Genomic DNA, 20308 nt, shown 5'->3' with positions numbered 1-20308 from the left:
TTTAACGGTTAAATGTGGTAAAATCTTTATGATCTATCTTCTCCAAAGCCTCTGCAGGCAATGATTTAAAATATTCGTATGTAATCTTCAATCCTTCAGCACGGCCAACTTTTGGCTCCCATCCTAATATCTCTCTCGCTTTGGTAATATCTGGTCTGCGCTGTTTAGGATCATCCTGAGGAAGTTCTTTATAAACAATTTTCTGCGTGGTGCCGGTAAGTTTGATAATTTCCTCGCAGAACTGCTTGATGGTGATTTCATCCGGATTACCAATGTTTACCGGCTGCGCATAATCACTCATCAATAAACGATAAATTCCTTCGATCAAGTCATCAACATAACAGAAAGAGCGTGTCTGACTTCCGTCGCCAAAGATAGTTAAATCTTCGCCTCTTAAAGCCTGTCCGATAAAAGCAGGTAAAACACGTCCATCGTTCAGGCGCATTCTAGGGCCATAAGTGTTAAATATCCTTACAATTCTGGTTTCTACACCATGAAAAGTATGGTAGGCCATGGTGATTGCTTCCTGAAAACGTTTGGCTTCATCGTAAACGCCACGCGGACCAACCGGATTTACGTTACCCCAATATTCCTCTGGCTGAGGATTCACATTTGGATCGCCATATACTTCTGAAGTTGAGGCAATCAGCATTCTTGCATTTTTATTTCTGGCAAGGCCTAAAAGATTATGGGTACCCAATGAACCTACTTTAAGTGTCTGGATCGGGATTTTAAGATAATCGATCGGACTTGCAGGTGAAGCAAAGTGTAAAATGTAGTGAAGTTTACCTGGAATATGTACAAATTTGGAAACATCGTGGTTATAAAACTCGAAATTCTCCAGCTTGAACAGGTGTTCGATATTTGCCATATCGCCTGTAATCAGGTTATCCATTCCGATAACGTGATAACCCTCTTTCACAAAACGATCACAAAGATGCGAACCTAAAAATCCGGCTGCACCTGTAATCAATATTCTCTTCTGACCCATTTTAATCTATTAGTTTTCTACCTATGCTGTTATAATAATAGCCAAGATCGATCATTTTTTGCAAATCGTACAAATTTCGACCGTCGAAAACCACTTTATTTTTTAAGATGTTGTCGATTTTCTCAAAATCAGGGTTACGGAAAACCGACCATTCTGTTGCAATCAACAGGGCGTCAGCACCTTCTAAAGCTTCGTATTGGTTTTTAGCATAATTTACCTGATCGCCAATAACATTTTTAACATTGGCCATTGCCTCCGGATCGAACACGGCAACGGTTGCGCCGTTCTTAACCAGCGCATTAATAATATATAAGGCCGGTGCCTCACGGATATCATCGGTTTCTGGTTTAAAAGCAAGTCCCCAAAGTGCAAAATGTTTGCCCTTGATATCACCTTTATAGTATTTAAGCACTTTGTCAACCAGGATTGTTTTTTGTCTTTCATTAACCTCCATTACCGATTTCAGGATCTGAAAATCGTAGGCATAATCATCAGATGATTTTACCAGTGCCTGAACATCTTTAGGGAAACATGAACCGCCGTAACCTACCCCTGGAAAAAGGAAACGTTTACCGATACGGTCATCAGAGCCTATGCCCCTTCTTACCGAATCAACATCAGCACCTACGAGTTCGCAAAGGTTGGCAACCTCGTTCATGAAGGTAATTTTGGTGGCGAGGAAAGAGTTTGCCGCATATTTAGTCAATTCAGAAGAACGCTCATCCATAAAAAGAATCGGGTTCCCCTGACGTACATAAGGACCGTATAATTCAGCCATCAGCTTTTTCGCTCTTTCGCTTTTAGTTCCTAAAACCACGCGGTCAGGTTTCATAAAATCATCAACTGCTACACCCTCTCTTAAAAACTCGGGATTGGATACCACATCTACTTCAATCGAAGTATTTTCGGCAAAAACAGCCTTTACCTTATCGGCCGTTCCAACCGGAACAGTAGATTTATTTACGATGACCTTATACTCGGTAATCAGTTTTGAAATATCCTTTGCAGCGCCTAAAATATAAGAAAGATCAGCAGCACCATCTCCACCTGGAGGCGTTGGCAAAGCCATAAAAATAATCTGCGCATCTTTTACTGCATCTGCAAGATTTGTTGTAAAAGTCAACCTTTCCTGTTCTATATTTCTATGGAACAAAAGATCTAAACCAGGCTCGTAAATTGGTACTTCACCAGCCTGCATCTGCTTTACTTTCGCTTCATTAATGTCAACACATATTACATCATTTCCTGTTTCTGCTAAACAGGTTCCGGTAACTAAACCTACGTATCCGGTACCAATAACGGCTATCTTCATCTGTTATAATTTATTAAACAATATTAAATTGTTTTTTATCAGTTTTAATGAGCTCGCAAGCTCGGTTATTTTAGCTGCAATGAAGCAATCATAATCTGCCTATTTATTGTATTGAAAGATAGGCCAAACCGTGAGGACTCCATATATTTTTAAGCTTTTTAAATATATTCGTTTTATCTTGGCACGAAGATATGAAATTACACGAATGCTTTTGCTTTACATAATCGGAATTCGGCTTTACACTTTGCTTATCAGGATATTTTCATTATTCAATCCTAAAGCTAAACTGTTTATAAACGGCCGTAAAAATAGCTACACACAAATTGCTCAGAAAATTAATCCGAGCGAAAAACACATATGGTTTCATTTTGCTTCTTTGGGCGAATTTGAGCAGGGCCGGCCAGTTTTAGAAAAATTAAAAACCCTTTATCCTGCTAAGAAAATTGTAGTTACTTTTTTTTCGCCTTCAGGATACGAAATCAGGAAAAATTATGCCCTGGCAGATGTATTTTATCTCCCTATCGATACCGCAGCTAATGCCAAACGTTTTATAGCAAGCATTAATCCGGAAATGGCCATCTTCACCAAATACGAATTTTGGCATTTCTATTTTAAGCAATTAAAAGATCAGGGCATTCCTTTATATGTGATTTCTGGGATTTTTAGAGAAAGTCAGGCTTTTTTTAAATGGTACGGCGGCTTTTACCGCAATATTTTAAAATCTGTTACTTACTTTTTTGTGCAAAACAAAGAGAGCGAAAATCTTTTAAAGTCGATTGGGCTAAATAATGTAACCATAAATGGCGATACCCGTTTCGACCGTGTTTATGAAAATGCGCAATCTCCAAAACAGCTTAGCCTGATCGAAAGCTTTATCGGCAACTCTCCTACATTAGTTTGTGGAAGTACCTGGCCTGAAGATGAAAAAATATTATCGGCTTTACCTGGAAAATATCCTAACTGGAAGTTTATTATCGCGCCACACGAGATCCACGAAAGCCATATTGAAAGTATCGAGAAACAGTTTTCAGCTGGCAGTGTGCGGCTTTCAGTTTTCAGTGCTAAAGGGGAGACTCACAATTCTCAGATCTCAAATCTTAAATCTCAAATCTTAATAATCGACAACATCGGCATGCTTTCTTCTCTCTACCAATATGGAAACGTAGCCTATATTGGCGGCGGTTTTGGAACGGGAATACACAACACTTTAGAAGCTGCAGCGTTTGGTTTGCCTGTAATTTTCGGCCCGAAATACGATAAATTTCAGGAAGCCAAAGATCTAATTGCCATAGGTGCGGCCAAAAGCATTTCTACTGTTGAGGAATTAATCGGTGCTTTCGAGGATTTTGCCAAAAATGAAGATGCCGCAGCGCAGGCCAAAAGATATGTTACAGATAAAAAAGGGGCAACCGATCAGATTATTTCGATGATTACGAAATCAGATCAGCCTTAACAATTTCTTCCACAATCTGGGGAATACCCTGATCAATTGAAACCGTTATCACATCGTGTTCATCAGTATGAGGCTCTTCCAATGTTTCGAACTGGCTTTTTAATAAACTAGAAGGCATGTACTGATGAGATCGCTTAGCAATCCGATCGTGAATTAAATCGAAATTTCCTTTTAAATAAACAAAGCGGATTGATGTATTATCTGTTCTTAGCAAATCGCGGTAAGATCTTTTCAATGCAGAACAGGCAATAATGCATGTTGTACCATCAGCAACATGTTCGCGGCCAACTTTCGCAATCAATTGCAGCCAATCTAAACGATCTGCATCCGTTAAAGGAATTCCTGCAGCCATTTTATCTACATTACGTTGCGAATGCAGGTTATCGCCATCTATAAATTCAGCATTTATTCTCGGGGCCAAAGCTTTACCAACTACTGTTTTACCACTTCCCGAAACGCCCATTAAAATAATAAAGCTCGCCATATTTAAACTATTTAACCATTCCGGCCAAAGCCTCGATAAACACCGGACTATCGTTTAAACTTTCTACCAACTGAACATGTTCACCACCCAAAGCCTTAAACTCTTCGTGATATTCTACCGTGATTTCGTAAAGCGTTTCTAGACAATCGGCCACAAAAGCAGGGCTAAAAACCAAAAGACGTTTTTTGCCTTCGCCAGCTAATTTCTTCAACACATCGGTAGTATAGGGTTGTACCCATGGCTCTTTCCCTAAGCGCGATTGGAAACAAACGGTATATTGATCTTTTGAGAGATTTAATTCTTTGGCAATTAATCTGGCCGTATCATGTCCTTGTGCAGAATAACAGAATTTATTGGTATCGTTTAATGTCTGACAGCAATCGGCGCTTTTCAAACAGTAACTTCCAGTATGATCGCATTTTAACAATTGACGTTCAGGTAAGCCATGGAAGCTGAACAACACGTGATCGTAGCTTTCTACCTGATGCTTTTTAGCATTTTCTGCAAAAACTTTAATCATCAGTTCGTTATCATGGAATGAATTAACAAATGATATTGGCGGAACCGTTGGCCATTTGCTCACCAGCTCCATTACCAGTTGCATTACCGAGCCGGTGCTTGCAGAGGCATATTGAGGAAACATCGGGATAACCTGAATGCTCTCTACCAAACCGGCTTTTAAATTGGCTAACGCCGATGCAACAGATGGGCTTTGGTAGCGCATGGCCAGCTCTACATGATAATCGTCTCCCAATCTTTCCTGCAGCATTTTAGCCTGTAGCCTGCTGTAATACAAAAGCGGTGAGCCATTTTCATTCCAGATTTCTTTATATAATTTTGCTGTTTTAGGGCTACGGAAAGGAACAATAATACCTTTAACCAATAATGTCCTGTTCAACTTAGGGATATCGATTACCCGCTCGTCCATTAAAAATTGATCTAAGTATTTTTTAACATCTGCCGTTGCCGGACTATCAGGTGTTCCTAAATTTACCAGTAAAATCCCCTTTTTGCTCATTTATAAAGAATATGTTTCGTGGCGCAAATATCGCCTTTTTATTGTTTTTTCCCTATGCTTAAAATGTGATTGCAAACATTTTTTAGTCAAAAAGTGTTATTTCATACTTCCACAAGCTATCGAGCAATAGCCTGCAAATTCATCAGCATGCTGTTTGATGTTACTATCTGGCAATTCGAACAAGTAAAATATTATTTGGAAATTAGTTAGTGTCGGATGGTAACATCCAACACCACGGATATTCATTCGGAACCAGAAAAGATTTGATTTTGCGTCAGATGTTACCATCTGAGACAACGACCTCGACTATCGCTTCATTTTATGCAGTTGCCACCAAGGCATACCTGGTTTTTGGTGATGTTCTAAATGATAGCCAAAAAAGTAACAGGTAATAAAGGCAACAAAATGATTTTTCTGTAAGGTAGAAGAATGATATTCATTATCGTGCTCCCCCTTATGCGGCAAATAGGTTCCGAAATAAAATAACTGAAAAGTGCTTAATAAGGATGGCAGTACCCAAAACAACAGCAGGTTCTTTTCATCAATCCAGATTTTCAACACATTATAAACTATGGCCATAATTACCAATTGAATTATCGTGATATAATTCAGCATGAAACGGAAATACCATTTCCAAAAGCCATACGGCGCAAAATCAGGATCTTCTTCACTGTGTACATGACGGTGGTGCTGGTGATGTTTCGCATACAAACGGTTATAAAAAAAACCTGCGTAGAGAAAAACGGAAAGATAGCCAATAAAATTATTTGTTTTTTGGTTTGGCGATATCGTTCCGTGCATCGCATCGTGGGCGGTAATAAACAAACCTGTATACAAATGCATCTGAACAACAATCATCAGATAAACCAAGGGATTGCTCCAGGCAAAATTCCATGTAAGCAAGAAATAAAGAGAAACAAACCAACAGACAATTACGGTTAACGCAACCAGAATTCCGGTATGTGGGCTTATCGTTTTCAATGGCTTTTATTTATTTCGTCATGCTGAATTTAGTTCAGCATCTTTCTCCGTCATAAAGACCCTGAACTAAATTACCTTCGGTGAGCTCGCTTAAAGCTCGGTTTACTTCGTAGCTTTCCGCTACGCTACAGGTCAGGGCGACGCCTCTCATGATAAATCTAGTATTTTTCCAAAGCGGCTTTAACCTTTTCCATCAGCCACATTGGTGTAGAAGTAGCACCGCAGATGCCAACTTTATCATTTTCGTTAAACCAGGTTTGATCTAACTCTTCAACATTCGAAATAAAATAAGAATTATCGTTGTGTTTTTTACAAACATCGTATAGCACTTTTCCATTAGAAGATTTCTTGCCTGATACGAAAACGATTTTATCATAATGACTTACAAAATCTTCCAGCTCTTCGTAACGGTTAGATACTTGCCTGCAAATGGTATCGTTAGCCTTAACTTCATAACCACGGCTCAATAATTCATCTTTAATGTGATAAAATTTATCGGTGCTTTTAGTGGTTTGGCTATATAGGGTAAATTTAGCAGGCAATTCTACATTATCCAGCTCGGCCAGATCCTGAAAAACAATTGCCTTACCATCTGTTTGACCTTGTAATCCGATTACCTCGGCGTGCCCGTGCTTACCAAAAATAAGTACTTGCTCATCGTCATCATGTGAATTTTTAATCCTATTCTGTAATTTCAGCACAACAGGACATGAAGCATCTATTAAAGTCAGGTTATTTTCTAAAGCCAGTTGATAGGTTGATGGCGCCTCACCATGAGCCCTGATTAAAACCTTTTCGTCCCTTAAGTTTTTTAATACTTCGTGATCGATGATTTTTAATCCACGATTGGTTAAACGCTCTACTTCTTCATCATTATGCACAATATCGCCAAGGCAATATAAATAACCTTCATTATCCAGAATATCTTCGGCCATTTCTATGGCATATACTACGCCAAAGCAAAAGCCTGATGATTTATCGATGTTAACCTGTAAGTTGTAACCCATTGCGATACAAAATTAAGCAAAAATATTTGTTCCGGTTGTCATGTATAAGACAACAAAAAAGATTAGCTGTGAAACGAACATTACAGTACCAATATGTTTCTGTTGCTTTAAGCCCAAAGCATAATAAAACTTTAACAATATTACAGAAACAATAAACCACGCTACATAATTCTGAACAGGGATTTCATGCCAGTCCCACTGCCAGTAGTTAAATTTCATGGCCACAGGTTCCAAAAAGAAATCGAAACCTACCAGTATAAAAGCGCCGAGAACAGAAGCCAGAATACTATGCCTGATTTTCATACTTTTCATCATTTGTCCAACACTGAAAATAAGGATTACCCAATTTACACCCATTAGTAATGGAACCGCAGCAACTTTGTAGCCCAATGTATCGCCGTAATAATAGCTGCCAAATATCTTTCCGGTATGCACGCCCAGTACCTCGACTAAAAAGCCACAGAGAAATACACCCGAAACCAGTAATAATAAACGTTTCACATCGGCATTGTACGAAAAAACAATTACGGCAAACATCAGCAACAAATGAAAGGGAACCAGTTTGATAAAATAAGGCTGGGCAGCAGGAATTAAGAAGCCAAGCAAGCCAACCATATGAAAAACGACAATTATTGCAACTGCAATCCTTTTAACCTTTAAATCGTTTTGATCGTTCTGCCCTTCCATGTGCTCGTTTTAAAAATATGTTTTTTTATAGAAATGAATGAAATTATTAAGAAGAACAACATCTGTAAGGGATGTAAAATCAGATTTATCAAAACATTTTGTCCCGATAAATAGGAGATCATCATTCTACTTAATACTATTAAAGTTAATGGTAATACAAGTAAAGCAATATTAAAGTTTAAGATTAAAATTACTGGCCCTACAGTTACCAAAAGCTGGTAAAGTAATAATATTATGATGTTATTACCAAAACCCGCCAGTAAATTTTTACTAAAACCGTTTAAGCTTTCGCCTAAATTTTTGTACATCCTGCAATAGATCAGTCTGTTGGCTAAAAGGGCCTCTGCATTAAATTTTTCTTGTTTTACCAACTTCATAATCTCCACATCTTCCACAACCTGGTGTTTAACCCGCTCATGCCAATGGTTTTCTTTGTAATTATTGGCATTAAAAAACATGCACTGTCCGCTTGCTGCTGAAAATGCTGGATTTTTCGAAAGTTTAACCAATCGCAAAGGCAATAAATTTAGCAGTATAAAATGCATTAAGGGCACTGTTAACCACTCGCCTATCGATTTTATAGTTTGGTTGGTAAAAACACTTAACAAAGCCAGGCCTCCGATTTCCATCCGGTTGATCAGGCTATTGATCAATCCTCTTTTTACTGATTCGTCTGCGTCGATAAACAAAAGATATTTCCCTGTAGCCAATTCGCTAAGCTGGTGGCACGCATAGTTTTTTCCAAGCCAGTTTTGAGGTAACGCTTTCCCGCGTACCACTTTATATTGCGGGTTTGTGAGACAAAATTTTTCGACTACCTCATAAGTATTGTCATCGCTGTTATCATCTAAAACAATAACCTCATAATTGGAGTAATCCTGATTTTTTATCGAAACGAGTAGTTCTAAAATATCTGCTTCTTCATTTCGCGCAGGAATTAGGATCGAAACCTTATCATGATAGTGTTTAACCACTCTCGGCAACTTAGGGTTAGAAAGGAAATTGAAAACAGTAACCGAAAACCGGATCACCAGGAAAATTAAAACGGCGTAAATAAAAATTGTCATTCAATTAGCTGAGTTTGTTTAACAACCGATTGATCGTAATGTTTATTATAGGCACTTTTCAGCAATTGCAAGCTCACATATTCTTCGTTCTCCCAATGCTGCAAATAAGTATAAGCTGAAGGCTTTCTTTCCGCAAAATAATCAATAAAGGTGGCGGCAAAAATAATATTGATTTTTTTCTGACTGGCATTGATCATCTGCATCACTCCTTTTTCGAAACTGATATTTTTGAGGTGGTTCGAATATAATTTGCCCTGGGGAAATACAAGTACCAAATTTGCGGGGTTATCTAACAGTTTGCCTGCATAATTAAGCGTTTCTAAAACATCTTTACCTTTATTTTCGGCCGCAAAAGCACCAAGATACTTTAGAAAACCAACTTTAGTATAGTTTTCGGCATTCACTAAAACATGAAATTGTTTCTTAAATACTTTTTTGTTGATGTAAAAGAGGAAAAAACCATCCCACCAGCTAAAATGATTGGCTAAAATTAGAATAGAAGCGTCTTGTTTGATTTCCACTCCATCGTAATTGAATGCCGCAAAATCTTTTTTGATGATAAACTGGATGTACCAGGAGAAAAAGCTGAAGATCAAATTATTTTTTCTAGGCTGATACATTTCGGGAAATTGCAAAAAATTGAGGTTAATTGCAAATGTGGTTTCTTTAAGACGGCTATAGTCCTCGTTTGTAACGAGGATTAGCGAGATCCACATTTGCAATGTGGTGTAATAGTTTCAAAAATTTATTTGTATTTCTAGCGATGAAATCGCTATTCTCTGGCATCCTCGTTTCAAACGAGGACGATGATCCAAATTTGCAATACAGAATATTATTTCTTTATATTTACGAGTAGATCTCCCAAACATCCTCATTACAACTGAGGATAATAACTTAAAGACATTAAAAAATCTTATTTGATTATGGGAGGAAGCAGATATATAATTACTGATCAAAATCAGGCTTATTTTATAACATGTACAATAGTTGGTTGGATAGACTTATTTACAAGACCAGAATATAAAAACATAATTGTCGATTCGTTAAATCACTGTATCGAGAATAAAGGATTAATATTAAATGGTTGGGTTCTGATGACGAATCACATTCATTTTATTGGAAGATGTAAAGAGCCAAATACAATGTCTGATTTTTTGAGAGATTTTAAAAAATTCACTTCGAAGCAATTGGCTGTTACCATTAAAGAGATACCTGAAAGTAGGAGAGATTGGCTTTTAGATAAGTTTAGTTTCGAAGCTAGAAAGACCAATAGGGCAGAAAATCACAAAATCTGGCAAGACGACAATCATCCTATCGAATTACAAGAAATCGATGCTTTTCAAAAACTACATTATATCCATGATAATCCTGTTAAAGCTGGTATTGTTGAATCTCCCGAGCAATACATTTACAGTAGCGCTAAAGATTATGCTGGAATTAAAGGTTTGGTGAAAATTGAATTGATTTAAAAAAAGCGATAAAATCGCTATTCTCGTGCATCCTCGTTACAAACGAGGACGATAGCACAGATGAATTATAGTCCTCGCTTGTAACGAGGATTCGTAAGATGCACATTTGCAATGTGCTATTATCTCTATAATTTTAGCTCAAATAAACCCGATCTTCTTCACCTTCCACATCCATTACCACATCTACATGTTCTTTTAATATAGTAGCCAGTTCAAGACCAACAAAATCGGTGGCAATAGGGAAAATTTTATGGCTTCGATCAACCAAAACTACGGTGCGGATTTTTTTATGCGGCGTATTTAAGAAAACACCCAAGCCATAAGCAAGGGTTTTACCGCTGTTCAATACGTCATCAACAATAATGATCACCTTGTTTTTCCAATGGCTTTCATCTAAATCTGTCGAAGCTACCAATTTGCTGCTTTCTTTCTGCAGATCGATACGCAGTAAAGTTAGTTTAAAGCCCGAAATCTTTTTAAGCACTTTTTCTAATCGTAGCGCTAGTTTGTAACCACGGTCCCAAATACCGGCAAGCACCACTTCTTTCTCATTCAGGTTATCTTCCAAAATCTGATAAGCGATACGATCTATTTTCTGCTGAATTTGTTTCTTGTTGAGAATAAGTAATTGCGATGCCATTGTATAAAAAGGATTGAATACAAAAAGAACGATTTTAAGGATGAAATTCAAACTATTTGAAAAATAATTTGAATTGTTTGCAACGTTTTCATCAGAGATGCGTCTAATCTATAACCAAAACACAAAATCGAAGCCATCGTTGCCCAAATGCTGCGTAATAATAGCTTCAAATCATTTAACGAAAAAACGACTATGAAAACCCTTATCAAATCATCCGCCATTTTGTTTATCATAATAACCAGCTACATGGCTAAGGCGCAGGATACTAAAAGCTTTACCGTTAAAAACTTCAATAGCATTGGAGTAAGCAGTGGAATAGATCTATACCTCACTCAGGGCGGTAGCGAAAGTGTGAGTATAAAATCTGATTCTGAAACATTAAAAGATATTGTTGTTGAGCAGAACGGCAGCAATGTTACCATAAAATTTAAAGACGGCATCAAATGGAGCGGCATGTTTAAAAACCGCACCATTAAAGCTTATGTAAGTTTTAAAACCCTAAATGCAATTGCAGCATCGGGCGGATCGGATGTTTTTACACAAAACCAAATTAAAACAGATAAACTTGCTATTCGCTCTTCAGGAGGATCGGATTTAAAATTAACGGTTGTTTGCAACGATCTATCTATTCAATCAAGCGGTGGCAGTGATCTCGATTTAAAAGGCAAAGCAGAAAATATGACCATTCAATCTAGTGGAGGTAGTGATATCGATGCTTATGAATTAATTACAGATTATGCAAAGGTGCAGGCTTCTGGTGGTTCTGATGTAAATCTTTATGTAAATAAAGGCTTAGAGGCCAGTGCAAGTGGTGGTGGCGATGTAAGTTATAAGGGAAATGCTTCACTCAAAAAAACATCAAGCTCAAAAAGTGGAGATGTACACCACGTAAATTAAAAGTTTAGTTTAGTTAATAATAACGCGCTGCTTTGTGGATACAATGCGGCGTTTTTCTTTTATAAAAGATTTAACTGACAGAATGATTACACCGATTCAGGTCATTAAAGGCTGTAGGGGGAATCTTTAACCTTCAGCCTTTCTATCCTCTACCTTTTTTTGTACGGATAGTAAATAAAGTTGGCACCTTCAGGAACAATTACGAATACGCACATAAAATCTTCTGGTTTTTTATACACTTTTAAGAAGGGCTCTTTTTTTTCCTTGCTAATGATTCCTTTTTCTACAAATTCTTCTAACGTAGAGGCTTGTATTGTCCAGTCGGTATTAAGTTCTTCTTTGTTTAAGATAAGTTCGCCAATGTTCACCTCATGTTGATGCGCAATAAAAATTGGGTGGGCAGAAATGCCTTCAACCATAATCTCGATTGCTACTTCTTTAATCGCATCAGCATAAAATTCTAAATCTTTTTCTAGACTTATCAGCGGACTTTCCTGCTTTTTTTGTGGTGTTCCGTTCTCTTCGGGCGTTGCGCCTAATAATTCTTCTCTATCCATACCTTAACTAATAATTGAATTTTGAATGAGTGAATAGTTGAATGTTAAAGGCAAATTGCCCCATTCTGTCACTCAATCTTTCTCTCACTCAATCATTTTATTACTTTAACCTTAACAATACTACATTTTCTACGTGTTGCGTGTGCGGAAACATATCTACAGGTTTAATTCGCACCACATCGTATTTTTCTTTCAATAATTCTAAATCTCTTGCCTGTGTGGCTGCATTACAGCTTACATAGACAATTTTTTCAGACTCCATTTCAAGCAATCTCTGTACTACATCTGCATGCATACCAGCGCGTGGCGGATCGGTAATCACCACATCTGGTTTACCATGCGCCAGGATAAATTCTGAAGTAAGAATATCTTTCATATCTCCGGCATAAAAAACCGTATTATCAATGCCATTTAACGCTGAATTAAACTTTGCATCTTCAATAGCGGTTGGCACGTATTCTACCCCAACTACCTGCTTTACGTTTTTGGCAATAAAATTTGCAATCGTTCCAGCACCAGTGTATAAATCATAAACCAATTCATCACCTTTAAATCCGGCAAAATCTCTGGTGATTTTATATAGTTCGAAGGCTTGTTCAGAATTGGTCTGATAAAAAGATTTCACTCCAATTTTAAAACGGATGCCATCCATTTCTTCGAAAATATGATCGCGACCGGAGAAAACCACCACATCCTGATCGAAAATAGTGTCATTCTTTTTTTGGTTAACGATATACAGCAAAGAGGTAATCTGTGGAAATTCATTTTTAAGGAACCCCATCAAGCCATCAACTTGTGTCTGTTCCGGATAAGCAAATACCACGGCAACCATCACCTCTCCTGTGCTAGAAGTACGGATAATCAGGTTACGCAAAACGCCTTCATGGTTACGCAGATCGTAAAACGACAGGTCGTTTTCTAAGGCATATTTACGTACTGCGTTTCTGATCGAATTAGAAGGCTCATCCTGTAGATAACAATGCTCGATATCTAAAATTTTATCAAAACGCAATGGTACGTGAAAACCCAGTGCATTCATGTCAAAATCTTCATCGCGTTCTACATCGGTTTTTTCCAACCAACGTTTGTTCGAAAAAGTAAATTCTAATTTATTTCGGTAATATCTGTTTTTTTCTGAGCCTAAAATCGGTTCAGTTCCTGAGGTATCTATTTTACCTAAACGCTGTAAAGCTGCCTCAACATTTTTCTGTTTAAACTTTAATTGAGCATCGTAACCCATATGCTGCCATTTGCAACCGCCACAGGTTCCGAAATGAGGGCAGAAAGGATCAGTACGCAACGCTGATTTTTCATGAAGCTGATCGATGATTGCTTCAGCAAAATTCTTTTTCTTTTTGGTCAACCGGACATCTACCACATCACCGGGAACGGCTTTATCAACGAAAATGACCAATTCGTCAGCCTTGCCAACACCTTTTCCCTCTTCAGCAATATCGATTATATGTACGTTTGGAACAATAGTTACCGTACCAGGTTTTCTTCTACTCATTATTTTGCAAATATAGAAAAAAGAGGTTAAAGGTTAAGGACAGAAAGGTATAGGGTTTAAAAACCAATTAATCAAAAGATTGGCCATAATCATCCTACTCGAACAAGAACTGTCCGGCAATGGAACCCTGATTTTAAAAATTATTTTCCAAAAAATTTAAATGCCGCGCCCCAAAAGCCATCTAACCAATTAAATTTTAGGTCAAATTTTTCATCCACCAGTACAGAAAACTCTAATATTTCTTTGCTCATGATAAAAAACCTATCTATTTAAGCAATAATACTAAATTCATACCAAAAACCAAAACGGTATAAATTAATTTTATGTTAATTTTACATCAAAAGGTTAAATCATTCCCTTTACAACAACTACAATTGCGATCAATTGATTTTCAGTTCCTTATTTGATAACCAAATAAAAATCCGTAACTTAAAGTATCATTCACATAAAAATGGAGGTTCATTATGAACGTTATCCGTAAAATTGAACATTGGGGAGATGTTCATCACTCAAAATGGCTAGATTATCTTCGGATTGTACTTGGCCTGATCATTTTTGGAAAAGGTGTTTCTTTTGTTAGCGACACTTCGGTTCTTCAGAACATGATTACACAAAACAACGTATTTGGTTTTTCGGGCATGCTCATCAGTGTCGCCATTCATGTTGTTGCATTTGCGCATTTGGTTGGGGGTGTTTTAATTACTTTAGGCTTAGTTACCCGCTTTGCCGTTGTAATTCAGATTCCAATCTTATTGTTTGCGGTATTTTTCGTTAACCTTACGCCGGGTTTCTCCACACCGAATTCGGAATTGTGGTTTTCGGTATTGGTCTTGTTTCTGCTCATCATGTTTTGGGTAGTAGGTTCAGGCCCATTATCGGTTGATGAAGGGTTGAAACGCAAAACTGGCAAGCGGTACGCCTAAACAACATTAAATATTCTTAGTATCTTTCGCTTTTACGAACGATCATGAAAACGAAGATACTTTTTGCACTGCTTTTTGCGGGATTGGGATGTTACGCACAAAATTCGACAGATGAATATTTCACGCTAACGCGGGCTGGTTTCCTAGAAAAAAACGCTTATGAAACAACTGCTTTTGTAGAAAAATACTTTCGCGTACCCGGTAACACAGGCTTTAATGCCAGTATCCATTATGTAGAAAATATCCTTAAAAAGGCCGGTTTTGTAGAACAGAAGCAGGATGAATTTGAGGCTCCTTTAACTTATCGCATCGAAAAAAGAGCGATGAAAAACAATACCTGGGAACCTGTTGATGCCAATATTGATATCGTTGGCGAAACAAAACCACTCATCTCTTATAAAACTAACCGCAATATGATTCCAATCAATTGCGGATCAACAGCTGCAGGAGGTGTTACAGCTAATGTGGTTTACATTGCCAACGTATTACCTGCCGAAATAGAGAAAATGGACCTTAAAGGAAAAATCCTTTTTTCTGAGAACAGTCCGTCACGTTTGCTTCAAATAGCCACAAAAGCGGGAGCCATTGGTGTGCTGGGCTATTCGATGCCAAAGTACACCCAACCAGAGGTACACCAAACTTCTATCCAATTTGGGAGCATGAAAGCCAATAGTGAGGTATGGACCTTGCTTTTATCTTATGCTGCTAAAGAAAAATTAAAAGCAGCCTGTTTAAAAGGCGAGACTAAATTAAGAGTAAGTATTCAGACTAAAATTTACCCCTCCGAAGAATTAACCATAGTAGCAAATGTTAAAGGCAATGTAAATCCTAATGAACGTTTTGTGTTCAGTGCCCATGTTCAGGAGCCTGGCGCAAATGATAATGCAAGTGGTGTTGGTACATTAGCAGAAATGGCAAGGCTAACAGCAGCATTATATCAGGCAAAAAAGATAAGTCCGAAGCGTAGCCTCACTTTTTTATGGGGCGACGAAATTGTATCAACAAGAAGATATATTACCGAAGATACCACCCGGGCCAAAGGCATTATGTGGGGAATGAGTTTGGATATGGTTGGCGAGGACACTAAAAAAACCGGCGGCTCATTCCTGATTGAAAAAATGCCTGATCCATCGGCCATTTGGACAAGGGGAGCTGATAAACATACCGAATGGGGCGCTGGCGATGTTACTGAAAAAGATCTTTTTCCGCATTATTTTAACGATTTTATCTTCGATATCTGTAAAGCACAGGGCAAATTTGCCAACTGGACAGTTAATTATAATCCGTTCGAAGGTGGCAGCGACCACACACCATTTTTGCAAAATAAAATTCCAGGATTATTGATGTGGCACTTTACCGATGTTTTCTACCATACGGATAACGACAGGATTGATAAGGTTTCGCCAACCGAAATGAAAAATGTTGGGATAAGTGGTTTAACTGCTGCCTATACTTTAATTTCTGCAGATGAAAATACTGCGATAGCCACAATCTCGAAAGTTAAAACTGATGCTTTAACCCGCTTAAAAACTGAATTTGAACTGAGCAAAAAGGAAATTGCAAAAGGGAAAACCGCAACGGATGAGAAACACATTATTGAAGTGTGGGCCAAATGGTATACTGATGCTTTGGCAACGGTAAACAAGATGCCTGTAAAATCCGAAACCACCAGAGTTGGTTCGGCCATTAAGTTTGCCACCAACGAGATCGAAAAGCAAACGAAGCTATATTTAGAGGAGTTAAAGTAGATTGATGCCTAAACCAAAAGCAATAGTTATCGGTGCCGGAATTGCGGGCATTGCATCGGCAATCCGTCTTTCCTTAAAGGGCTATGAGGTTGATGTTTTTGAAGCTAATTCAAAACCTGGAGGTAAGCTGACAGAAATAAAAATGAACGGTTTCAGGTTTGATGCCGGACCGAGCCTTTTTACCATGCCCCAGTACGTGGATGAACTCTTCAAACTGGCAGGCAAAAACCCTGAAGATTATTTTGAATATCTAAAACTAAAAGAAATTTGCCGTTATTTTTACGAAGATGGCTTAAGGTTAAACGCAAGTGCAGATCTCGATGAACTTGCCAAGGAAATAGAAGAAAAAACAGCTTCAACTGCAAAAGAGGTTGAGCGCTATTTAAACAAAAGCAAAACCATTTACGATGTTACCCACCGTGTATTTTTGGAAAGAAGTTTGCATAAAATTAAAAGCTACCTGCACTGGGACACCTTAAAATCTATATTCCGTTTTGGCCAGATTGATGCTTTTAGAACCCAGGCAAAAGCAAACCAATCGTTCTTTAAAGACGATAGAATAGCGCAGCTTTTTAACCGTTATGCCACCTACAATGGTTCCGATCCCTATCAGGCACCGGCCACATTGAATATAATTCCACATTTCGAGTACCACTATGGAGCTTTCCTTCCAAAGAACGGGATGTATAGTATTGTTACTGCCCTGGTAAAATTGGCAGAAGGGTTGGGAATAAGGCTTCATTACAATCAAAAGGTGGAGGAAATTATATATTCTAATAAACCTAAATCCGAAGTACAGGGCGTAAAAGTTAACGATAAAACCTATAAAGCTAACGTTGTTGTTTCGAACCTCGACGTCTGGTTTACTTATAAAAACCTGCTTAAAAACATAGCTCAACCTAAAAAATTATTAAACCAGGAACGGAGTAGCTCTGCTTTGATTTTTTACTGGGGCATGGATGGGAATTACAGCGATATGGGCCTGCACAACATCTTTTTCGCTGAAGATTACCAAAAGGAGTTTAATGCCATATGGAAAGATAAAACCATCAGCAGCGACCCCACCGTTTACATTAATATCAGCGCCAAACACATTAGAGGGGATGCGCCTACAGATAGTGAAAATTGGTTTGTAATGATAAACGTTCCTGCCAATAATGGTCAAAAATGGGATGTGTTGATTAAAGAAGCCAGGACAAATATTATCAAAAAGATCAGTCGATTGTTAAACAGAAATATTGAAAAAGATATTATCTGTGAGCAGATTTTAGACCCCAGAAGCATTGAAAGCAAAACCGGTTCTTATCAAGGCGCTCTGTATGGCAACAGTTCCAACAATCAGTTTTCTGCCTTTTTAAGGCATTCCAATTTCAGTTCGAAAGTTAAAAATTTATATTTCTGTGGGGGTAGCGTGCATCCGGGCGGAGGCATTCCCCTTGCGTTGTTATCAGCTAAGATAATTGACGATGAGTTTAGGGTTTAGGGTTTAGGGGAAATCTTATCTAAAGCAAATTGTTTATTGGCAAAGAAAATCTACCGATTATTTTTAATCGCTTCTTCCAACTTTTCCCCGTCCAGGTCAAATGCGTCTACAATCAACTTAGCTTTGGTATAAAAAGGATCACGTTCTTTGAGTTTCTCTTTAATAAATTCTAAAAGCTGTTCATCATCCAGATCCTTAATTAAGGGACGTTTTTGACGGTTATGTAAACGTGATACCAAAGCCGCCGGCTCCATTTGCAAATAAACGGTTTCACCGTTAGCATTCATCCATTCCATGTTATCGAAAAAGCATGGCAATCCGCCTCCAGTAGCTACCACACAGGTTTCTGGATAATCGAAGGTTTTAAGCATTTTGCTTTCGTAATCCCTAAAGCCACTTTCTCCATATTCGGCAAAATATTCGGCAATACTTTTACCTGTTTTTGAAACAATTTCGGCGTCAAGATCAATCACAGGGCATTCTAAACGATGTGCCAGCTGTTTAGCTTTTGTACTTTTGCCGCAGCCCATGTATCCGATAAGGAAAATTTTCATGTGTGTTTTATTTAACCGACCTACAATAAATGGTCGCGTTTTAACATAATATAATCGGTTACAGGTGGCGTAAAACCTTCTTTTTTCAATAAAGTTACAACCTGTCCGCGATGATAAGTAGAATGATTAAATAAATGAAATAAAATTTCATCCAATCGGTTTTCGTACTCAATACCTTGTGTGTTGCTGTACAAAATCTTCTTATCTAAAGAACTCTTTTTCAATACCGCCCTGATCAATCTAAAATTTTCAGCAGCAATACGCTCAAAGTTTTCCTTATGATGAATATCCCAAACACCATAAAGTGGTTTCTTGCCCGAAATCCGTTGCGCCCATATATGTTGGGCATTAAGTACATGGCTAAACAAGCGCTCAGCATCGGGCATTTCGGTTGTTGCAAGCTTAAATATTTCGATGATGCGTTGATCGGCAAGCTCAGTATAATTTATAATTTCCTCTTCGCGCATAACCTAACTTAATTTAACTCTTGGGTCAACATAAGCATATAAAATATCAACCAGAATATTGATGACTACAAATACGAAGGCAATAAAAAGAATAGAACCCATCACTACCGGAAAATCAGACATTTCTAAAGCGGTTACAGTTGTTCTGCCTAATCCGTTATACCCGAAAATGTACTCTACAAAAAAAGAACCCGCCAGCAATGAGGCAAACCATCCTGAAATAGCTGTAATTACTGGGTTCAAAGCATTTTTTAAAGCATGTTTATAAATTATAGCATTTCTACTTAAGCCTTTGGCTCTTGCAGTTCTGATATAATCCTGCGCCAAAACATCCAGCATTGCACTTCTGGTTAACTGTACAATAATCGCCAAAGGTCTCAAACCAAGGGTAACCATTGGCAACCATAGGTTTCTTAGGGTTAATACTTCACCATTAAAGGGATCGTAAGAATATAAGCTGCCGCTCATTTTTAGGCCAGTATAATTGCTCAGTACAAAACCGAAAAGCCAGGCAATAATAATCCCCGCAAAAAAAGAAGGCGCTGATATACCCAGAATGGCAAATGCATTGGCCGATTTATCAATCCATGAATCTTTATAAACTGCTGAAAGCACGCCTAAAAACACACCGATTATGGTGGCGAAAATCATCGCTGTTAGCGCAAGAATGAAGGTATTCGGTACGGTTTCAGAAAGTATAGCTGTTACATCACGTTTGGTCTGGTAGGAACTGCGAAGATAAGGCCATTTTATCACCAGCGCCTTTTTATCAAAGGCCATCAGTTTTGTGTAGTGATATTTCTGTTGATTGGTACTATCGTTATCAAGAATGCTAATTGGCGATAAATCATTAATGTATAAAACAAACTGAACAGGTTTGGACCGGTCTAAACCAAATTCTTTACGAACTGCTTCGAGCGATTGTACATCGGCCCTTTGCCCCATCGTCATCCGTGCAGGGTCGCCAGGTAAAATATTAAACAGCACAAAAACAACCAATATTACACCGCCCATCACCAGCAGTCCATACATCAGTTTTTTTAGCGCGTATCCGATCATA

22 protein-coding genes are annotated in these 20308 nt (G+C 38.0%); 6 read left to right on the top strand and 16 right to left on the bottom strand.

What is annotated here, in order from left to right:
• Nucleotide 1 precedes the first annotated feature (1 nt).
• Together AC1DNH_RS11780 and AC1DNH_RS11775 are read right to left on the bottom strand one after the other, a co-directional pair.
• Nucleotides 2-991 carry a UDP-glucuronic acid decarboxylase family protein gene (locus AC1DNH_RS11780; protein ID WP_108197729.1) on the bottom strand — a complete coding sequence of 330 codons (990 nt, stop codon included), beginning with the start codon at nt 989-991 and terminating at the stop codon, nt 2-4.
• Between the two features lies 1 nt (nt 992).
• On the bottom strand, nt 993-2303 hold the full coding sequence (locus tag AC1DNH_RS11775) for a UDP-glucose dehydrogenase family protein (protein ID WP_477608278.1): 1311 nt from the start codon (nt 2301-2303) through the stop codon (nt 993-995).
• Between the two features lie 205 nt (nt 2304-2508).
• Between AC1DNH_RS11775 and AC1DNH_RS11770 the strand changes: the two genes are divergently transcribed.
• The gene (locus tag AC1DNH_RS11770; protein ID WP_477582445.1) at nt 2509-3756 is read left to right on the top strand and encodes a 3-deoxy-D-manno-octulosonic acid transferase; all 1248 of its coding nucleotides are present in this window, start codon (nt 2509-2511) and stop codon (nt 3754-3756) included.
• Here AC1DNH_RS11770 and AC1DNH_RS11765 read toward each other — a convergent pair.
• From AC1DNH_RS11765 to AC1DNH_RS11735, 7 genes are all read right to left on the bottom strand, one after another.
• Complete coding sequence (locus tag AC1DNH_RS11765) at nt 3734-4240, bottom strand: gluconokinase (RefSeq protein ID WP_477608276.1); 507 nt, start codon at nt 4238-4240, stop codon at nt 3734-3736. The genes AC1DNH_RS11770 and AC1DNH_RS11765 overlap by 23 nt on opposite strands.
• A gap of 7 nt (nt 4241-4247) precedes the next feature.
• Entirely contained in the window at nt 4248-5258 is a 1011-nt protein-coding gene (gene hemH, locus AC1DNH_RS11760; protein ID WP_477625394.1) for a ferrochelatase, read from the bottom strand.
• A gap of 306 nt (nt 5259-5564) precedes the next feature.
• Nucleotides 5565-6239, bottom strand: a complete 675-nt coding sequence (locus AC1DNH_RS11755; RefSeq protein ID WP_477611515.1) for a fatty acid desaturase — start codon at nt 6237-6239, stop codon at nt 5565-5567.
• 158 nt (nt 6240-6397) lie between these two features.
• A complete protein-coding gene (locus AC1DNH_RS11750; RefSeq protein WP_057931126.1) occupies nt 6398-7246 on the bottom strand; it encodes a 4-hydroxy-3-methylbut-2-enyl diphosphate reductase in 849 nt (282 codons plus the stop codon).
• Between the two features lie 12 nt (nt 7247-7258).
• The gene (locus AC1DNH_RS11745) at nt 7259-7933 is read right to left on the bottom strand and encodes a carotenoid biosynthesis protein (protein WP_477585266.1); all 675 of its coding nucleotides are present in this window, start codon (nt 7931-7933) and stop codon (nt 7259-7261) included.
• The gene (locus tag AC1DNH_RS11740) at nt 7903-9000 is read right to left on the bottom strand and encodes a glycosyltransferase family 2 protein (RefSeq protein ID WP_477585267.1); all 1098 of its coding nucleotides are present in this window, start codon (nt 8998-9000) and stop codon (nt 7903-7905) included. Before AC1DNH_RS11740 ends, AC1DNH_RS11745 begins: the two co-directional genes overlap by 31 nt.
• On the bottom strand, nt 8997-9716 hold the full coding sequence (locus AC1DNH_RS11735) for a 1-acyl-sn-glycerol-3-phosphate acyltransferase (RefSeq protein ID WP_477625393.1): 720 nt from the start codon (nt 9714-9716) through the stop codon (nt 8997-8999). Before AC1DNH_RS11735 ends, AC1DNH_RS11740 begins: the two co-directional genes overlap by 4 nt.
• 207 nt (nt 9717-9923) lie before the next feature.
• Between AC1DNH_RS11735 and AC1DNH_RS11730 the strand changes: the two genes are divergently transcribed.
• The gene (locus tag AC1DNH_RS11730) at nt 9924-10469 is read left to right on the top strand and encodes an REP-associated tyrosine transposase (RefSeq protein ID WP_477585356.1); all 546 of its coding nucleotides are present in this window, start codon (nt 9924-9926) and stop codon (nt 10467-10469) included.
• A 133-nt stretch (nt 10470-10602) separates the two neighbouring features.
• On the opposite strand, the gene AC1DNH_RS11725 is transcribed toward AC1DNH_RS11730, so the two are convergent.
• Nucleotides 10603-11109, bottom strand: coding sequence for a phosphoribosyltransferase family protein (locus AC1DNH_RS11725; RefSeq protein ID WP_029275623.1), 507 nt, complete (start codon nt 11107-11109; stop codon nt 10603-10605).
• A 192-nt stretch (nt 11110-11301) separates the two neighbouring features.
• Between AC1DNH_RS11725 and AC1DNH_RS11720 the strand changes: the two genes are divergently transcribed.
• Complete coding sequence (locus tag AC1DNH_RS11720; protein ID WP_477585358.1) at nt 11302-12006, top strand: head GIN domain-containing protein; 705 nt, start codon at nt 11302-11304, stop codon at nt 12004-12006.
• A gap of 149 nt (nt 12007-12155) precedes the next feature.
• Here AC1DNH_RS11720 and AC1DNH_RS11715 read toward each other — a convergent pair whose 3' ends face one another.
• From AC1DNH_RS11715 to AC1DNH_RS11705, 3 genes are all read right to left on the bottom strand, one after another.
• Nucleotides 12156-12563, bottom strand: a complete 408-nt coding sequence (locus AC1DNH_RS11715; RefSeq protein WP_215125380.1) for a hypothetical protein — start codon at nt 12561-12563, stop codon at nt 12156-12158.
• Between the two features lie 100 nt (nt 12564-12663).
• Complete coding sequence (gene rlmD, locus AC1DNH_RS11710) at nt 12664-14073, bottom strand: 23S rRNA (uracil(1939)-C(5))-methyltransferase RlmD (protein WP_477625392.1); 1410 nt, start codon at nt 14071-14073, stop codon at nt 12664-12666.
• Between the two features lie 140 nt (nt 14074-14213).
• Nucleotides 14214-14324 (bottom strand): hypothetical protein, encoded by a 111-nt coding sequence (locus AC1DNH_RS11705; RefSeq protein WP_029275619.1) that lies wholly within the window; start codon nt 14322-14324, stop codon nt 14214-14216.
• A gap of 213 nt (nt 14325-14537) precedes the next feature.
• Here AC1DNH_RS11705 and AC1DNH_RS11700 point away from each other — a divergent pair, with 213 nt between their 5' ends.
• Genes AC1DNH_RS11700 through crtD form a run of 3 tightly spaced genes read left to right on the top strand, consistent with a single transcriptional unit; the run spans nt 14538 to nt 18227 of the window.
• Entirely contained in the window at nt 14538-14996 is a 459-nt protein-coding gene (locus tag AC1DNH_RS11700; RefSeq protein WP_057931136.1) for a DoxX family protein, read from the top strand.
• 44 nt (nt 14997-15040) lie between these two features.
• A complete protein-coding gene (locus tag AC1DNH_RS11695) occupies nt 15041-16744 on the top strand; it encodes a M28 family peptidase (RefSeq protein ID WP_477583956.1) in 1704 nt (567 codons plus the stop codon).
• Between the two features lie 4 nt (nt 16745-16748).
• The gene (gene crtD / locus AC1DNH_RS11690) at nt 16749-18227 is read left to right on the top strand and encodes a 1-hydroxycarotenoid 3,4-desaturase CrtD (RefSeq protein ID WP_477583958.1); all 1479 of its coding nucleotides are present in this window, start codon (nt 16749-16751) and stop codon (nt 18225-18227) included.
• 50 nt (nt 18228-18277) lie between these two features.
• On the opposite strand, the gene AC1DNH_RS11685 is transcribed toward crtD, so the two are convergent.
• The 3 genes from AC1DNH_RS11685 to AC1DNH_RS11675 are packed head-to-tail and all read right to left on the bottom strand — an operon-like array spanning nt 18278 to nt 20307.
• On the bottom strand, nt 18278-18781 hold the full coding sequence (locus tag AC1DNH_RS11685; RefSeq protein ID WP_477583960.1) for a shikimate kinase: 504 nt from the start codon (nt 18779-18781) through the stop codon (nt 18278-18280).
• A 20-nt stretch (nt 18782-18801) separates the two neighbouring features.
• A complete protein-coding gene (locus tag AC1DNH_RS11680; RefSeq protein ID WP_477583962.1) occupies nt 18802-19248 on the bottom strand; it encodes a DinB family protein in 447 nt (148 codons plus the stop codon).
• Between the two features lie 3 nt (nt 19249-19251).
• Nucleotides 19252-20307, bottom strand: coding sequence for an ABC transporter permease (locus tag AC1DNH_RS11675; protein WP_477608288.1), 1056 nt, complete (start codon nt 20305-20307; stop codon nt 19252-19254).
• Nucleotide 20308 lies beyond the last annotated feature (1 nt).

The organism is Pedobacter sp. 01N310 (assembly GCF_056399805.1).
Note: the sequence above shows the minus strand (reverse complement) of the source record. Positions and strands in the feature narration are given on the sequence as shown.

Bases quoted from the DNA above. Each gene is read 5' to 3' on its own strand.
- AC1DNH_RS11775 (WP_477608278.1), bottom strand. From the start codon at position 2,303: ATGAAGATAGCCGTTATTGGTACCGGATACGTAGGTTTAGTTACCGGA.
- AC1DNH_RS11735 (WP_477625393.1), bottom strand. From the start codon at position 9,716: ATGTGGATCTCGCTAATCCTCGTTACAAACGAGGACTATAGCCGTCTT.
- AC1DNH_RS11705 (WP_029275619.1), bottom strand. From the start codon at position 14,324: ATGAGCAAAGAAATATTAGAGTTTTCTGTACTGGTGGATGAAAAATTT.
- AC1DNH_RS11695 (WP_477583956.1), top strand. From the start codon at position 15,041: ATGAAAACGAAGATACTTTTTGCACTGCTTTTTGCGGGATTGGGATGT.
- AC1DNH_RS11685 (WP_477583960.1), bottom strand. From the start codon at position 18,781: ATGAAAATTTTCCTTATCGGATACATGGGCTGCGGCAAAAGTACAAAA.
- crtD (WP_477583958.1), top strand. From the start codon at position 16,749: ATGCCTAAACCAAAAGCAATAGTTATCGGTGCCGGAATTGCGGGCATT.
- AC1DNH_RS11680 (WP_477583962.1), bottom strand. From the start codon at position 19,248: ATGCGCGAAGAGGAAATTATAAATTATACTGAGCTTGCCGATCAACGC.
- AC1DNH_RS11745 (WP_477585266.1), bottom strand. From the start codon at position 7,933: ATGGAAGGGCAGAACGATCAAAACGATTTAAAGGTTAAAAGGATTGCA.
- AC1DNH_RS11700 (WP_057931136.1), top strand. From the start codon at position 14,538: ATGAACGTTATCCGTAAAATTGAACATTGGGGAGATGTTCATCACTCA.
- AC1DNH_RS11770 (WP_477582445.1), top strand. From the start codon at position 2,509: ATGCTTTTGCTTTACATAATCGGAATTCGGCTTTACACTTTGCTTATC.
- AC1DNH_RS11675 (WP_477608288.1), bottom strand. From the start codon at position 20,307: ATGATCGGATACGCGCTAAAAAAACTGATGTATGGACTGCTGGTGATG.
- hemH (WP_477625394.1), bottom strand. From the start codon at position 5,258: ATGAGCAAAAAGGGGATTTTACTGGTAAATTTAGGAACACCTGATAGT.
- AC1DNH_RS11725 (WP_029275623.1), bottom strand. From the start codon at position 11,109: ATGGCATCGCAATTACTTATTCTCAACAAGAAACAAATTCAGCAGAAA.
- AC1DNH_RS11765 (WP_477608276.1), bottom strand. From the start codon at position 4,240: ATGGCGAGCTTTATTATTTTAATGGGCGTTTCGGGAAGTGGTAAAACA.
- AC1DNH_RS11750 (WP_057931126.1), bottom strand. From the start codon at position 7,246: ATGGGTTACAACTTACAGGTTAACATCGATAAATCATCAGGCTTTTGC.
- AC1DNH_RS11730 (WP_477585356.1), top strand. From the start codon at position 9,924: ATGGGAGGAAGCAGATATATAATTACTGATCAAAATCAGGCTTATTTT.
- AC1DNH_RS11715 (WP_215125380.1), bottom strand. From the start codon at position 12,563: ATGGATAGAGAAGAATTATTAGGCGCAACGCCCGAAGAGAACGGAACA.
- AC1DNH_RS11780 (WP_108197729.1), bottom strand. From the start codon at position 991: ATGGGTCAGAAGAGAATATTGATTACAGGTGCAGCCGGATTTTTAGGT.
- AC1DNH_RS11740 (WP_477585267.1), bottom strand. From the start codon at position 9,000: ATGACAATTTTTATTTACGCCGTTTTAATTTTCCTGGTGATCCGGTTT.
- rlmD (WP_477625392.1), bottom strand. From the start codon at position 14,073: ATGAGTAGAAGAAAACCTGGTACGGTAACTATTGTTCCAAACGTACAT.
- AC1DNH_RS11720 (WP_477585358.1), top strand. From the start codon at position 11,302: ATGAAAACCCTTATCAAATCATCCGCCATTTTGTTTATCATAATAACC.